This window comes from Bacillus sp. AP50 (genome assembly GCF_040492675.1).
Lineage (GTDB): Bacteria > Bacillota > Bacilli > Bacillales > Bacillaceae_G > Bacillus_A > Bacillus_A cereus.
On sequence record NZ_JBEUTW010000643.1, the window covers coordinates 1 to 1,885 of the forward strand.

The window sequence follows — 1,885 nt, forward strand, 5'->3', positions numbered from 1 at the left end:
AACATACTTCCCATTACTTTTAGTTTTTAAAGCGTACGTATATAATTCCCCAGTCGGAATTAATTCGAATTTCTCCCATTCATTAACTGCATTACGATTTGCTATTATATTTCCCGAAGGCTCAGCCGAAACATATTGTAAATTTGCTGCCTGTATAGCAACTGTCCAACTTCCATTTTACTTTAAAGGTTTAAACAATTGTGACCACATTTGTTTAAACCTCCACAATTTTTTCTAAGCTATTCTCTAAAAATCTTATTTTTCGTTGTAAATAAACCTGATTGGTACCCTTTATGCAAAAGAAAAGATGGAACCTTTAATTCAACTCCACATTTTTTTGAAATAAAAAGCATCTAATTCTATTTGAATTAGATGCTTACATTTAGTCCTTAACCCTAACAATCTAAACTATTTACGCGTTTGTAGATCTTTTTTTATTACATCCCAGAGTGAATTATCTTGACGCATCGGTTTACCCTCTTCATCCCATTTTATTTTTTCTGTTCCCAATTCATAATTCATCCCTGTCCATGTGTCTTCACGGAATGCATAGAATGATTTATGCCATCCTTTTTGGTTAAAGATAGAAATAAGATCTTGCATGTATTGGGTAGCACCTGGAACAGTACGGTTAATTCCAAACTCCTCTGCAATAATTCGATTAGATGGTACATGATTTTTCTTAGACCATTGTTGAATTGGCTTCAAAAACTTCTCTAATCCCTGTCTATTCCACATTACAGGTTTCTCTAAATCCCCTACTTTTACTAATCCTGGATATTGATATTCCTTGTTTTGTTTTTCACCTTGGCTCGTTAATTCATATGGTTCATACATATGAAATGCGTATAGTGTTTTTTTATCCTCTACTGGTTTTAAATATTTAAAGGCCCATGGAGTAGCATATAAACCTGAATCTAAAATAATCGGTGTTTCTTTGTCCACTTCACGAATGGAGTTAATCACCTTTTCATAAAATCTGTTTAAATCAGCTGTCGTTCCTTTTACTTTTGCATACCATTTCTCGTAATCTTCCGTCCAAAAATCATTATATCTATTATTTTTAGCTGTTTCTGGATGTGGTTCATTTATAATATTATAACCAACCACCGCGGGGTGATCTTTTAGTTCCAGAGCGAGGTCCTTCCAAAATTGACTTGCTTGTTCTTGATACTTCTCTTCTTCCCATATTCTGTCGTCATTCTTATTATTATTAAATTGGCGCCATCGATCACCAGGTAAGGATAACATTGTAAGAACGACTTTCATTCCTTGTGATTGTGCGGCATCTAAATCCGCCTTTAATTTTTCTAGATCTTCCTTTACTAATCCCCGATAGTTATCTGCATTACCTATCAGAAAATCCTTTCCAGAAGTATCTGGTTTATCCTCAAATAGAAAATCTTTATCTTTTGCCCATTTATCAGGTGCTAAACGTACATATTCAATATTAGCTTCTTTTGCACTTTTATAGTTTTCAGGTAATGACGTACTATTCATGAAATTAGTACCCTTTCTTTTCGAATCCCAAAAACTAATTTTTGAATCGCCCTTGTGGTATGTATCAGCTCTTACATTCATTTCCTGTACTCCAAAACTCATCATGCCTAATAACGCAACAATTGGCAAAACTTTTTTCACAACTTTTCCTTCTTTCTCTTTATATTTAACACACATAACATACCTTTGTTTTGTTACAGGAATATGGCAATTCCCCAAAAAACCTTTTATTTTTATAAAGTAGAAGTTCATTTATACTAAAAAAAGAAGGAGATAATTACAAAGTTGTTTCATTGTCTAAAAAACAAAAAAGGAATCCTTTACGGATTCCTTTTTGCCTTGCACTCTTTTTCAAATAGTGCATTTTTGCACCTACTTTTAATAT

The 1,885-nt window shown here is 33.1% G+C and carries 2 protein-coding genes; both read right to left on the reverse strand.

Annotation, left to right across the window (positions count from 1 at the left end; all coding sequences use genetic code 11):
• Positions 1-156 (reverse strand): fascin domain-containing protein (locus tag ABWK52_RS27850; RefSeq protein WP_438825473.1); only part of this gene is annotated, 156 nt, incomplete at its 3' end.
• Positions 157-408: 252 nt separating this feature from the next.
• A complete protein-coding gene (locus tag ABWK52_RS27855) occupies positions 409-1,677 on the reverse strand; it encodes a glycoside hydrolase family 5 protein (RefSeq protein WP_002026152.1) in 1,269 nt (422 codons plus the stop codon).
• Positions 1,678-1,885 lie beyond the last annotated feature (208 nt).